Raw genomic sequence first — 1,242 nt, 5'->3', positions numbered from 1 at the left:
GTGCACCGCCGCACATGACGTTCGGCCTCGGAAGTCCTCACTGTGCAGGGGGAGTCCCGGGAGGTCCCGGTTCCCGGTCGCGGCGGGGCAGGGCGGGGCGGGTACGGGGGCGGGGTCCGGTGTTGCTGTGGCGCTCTAGGCGACGTCGGGTCGGGTCATCAGGGGTGATTGTGCGTGCAGTTGCAGGCTGGGGCCGGTCAGGGGCGGGGTGCTCCATGTGGCGGTCGCGGTGCCTGTGCCGGCGTCGAGGGTCAGCCGTACGCGGTGGGGGGTCGTGATGAGGCAGAGGTCGGCGGTGAAGGTGTCGCCCTGCCATGCACCGGTGGCGACGATGGGCCGGCCGAGCGGGGCGCTTTCGCGCCAGCCGCGGTAGCCGGCCTCGACCTGGAGGATTGATCCGAACTGCACGCGCCATCCCCCGCGGGCGGGGTGCACGGTGACGTTGGTCTTGTCGGGGAGGGCGGAGTGGGGCAGTGATGCGTCCAGTGTCGCGGTGATGCTGCGTCGCGGGCCCGCCGAGCCCGCGACCATCGGCAGTTGCAGGTGCCGCAGTCGCCGGGCCAGGGCCTGGTCGTCGCGGGCGCTCGCGGTGTGTCCCACGCCCGGCAGCAGGCAGTCCCACACCGCGTCGAGTGCTTCTTGGGCTTCTCCCTGTGCGGTCAGGGCGACGACGAGGTCGTGTGAGGGGATGACGAGGCACTGCTGGGCGTAGGAGCCGTGGCCGTGGTACCCCTGGCGTGCCATCCAGAACTGGTAGCCGTAGCCGTAGGAGAAGTCCTTTTGGTCTGCGCCTTCCAGGGTCCACTGGCTGGCGGCGTGCTGGCGGGTGGCGCGTTGTACCCAGTCTGGCTCGACGAGCTGCCGGTCGCCCCAGGCCCCTTCGCGGCGCAGCAGTTCCCCGAAGGCGGCGACGGCCTCGGTGGTCAGGTGCAGTCCGTGGAACCCGAAGACGGCACCGTCGGCCACCCGGTCCCACTCGGCGTGCTCGATGCCCATCGGCCCGAACAGGCGCGCGTCGAGGTACTCGGCCAGGCCCGTGCCCGTGACCTGTTCCAGCATCCGCGCCAGGATGTAGGTGGTCGAGTTGTCGTAGACGTGCCGTGTGCCCTCCCGGTGGGCGAACGGCAGGCTCAAGAAACCCTTGGCCAGATCGCCGGGTTCGCGCTCCCATGCCTGGGCGAGGCTGTCGGCGGGGTGCCCGGCCGTCATGGACAGCAGGTGGTGCACGGTGATCCGGCGGCC

The 1,242-nt window shown here is 71.3% G+C and carries 1 protein-coding gene; it reads right to left on the bottom strand.

The genetic code is table 11. The features are described from left to right. Positions 1–135: 135 nt before the first annotated feature. The coding region (locus ACQKIP_RS47745; RefSeq protein WP_427745900.1) for a serine hydrolase domain-containing protein at positions 136–1,242 on the bottom strand (1,107 nt) is incomplete at its 5' end.

Origin of the sequence: Streptomyces sp. NPDC059900 (assembly GCF_050270335.1) — a bacterium.
Lineage (GTDB): Bacteria > Actinomycetota > Actinomycetes > Streptomycetales > Streptomycetaceae > Streptomyces.
This window is presented reverse-complemented; position numbering and strand designations above follow the sequence as displayed.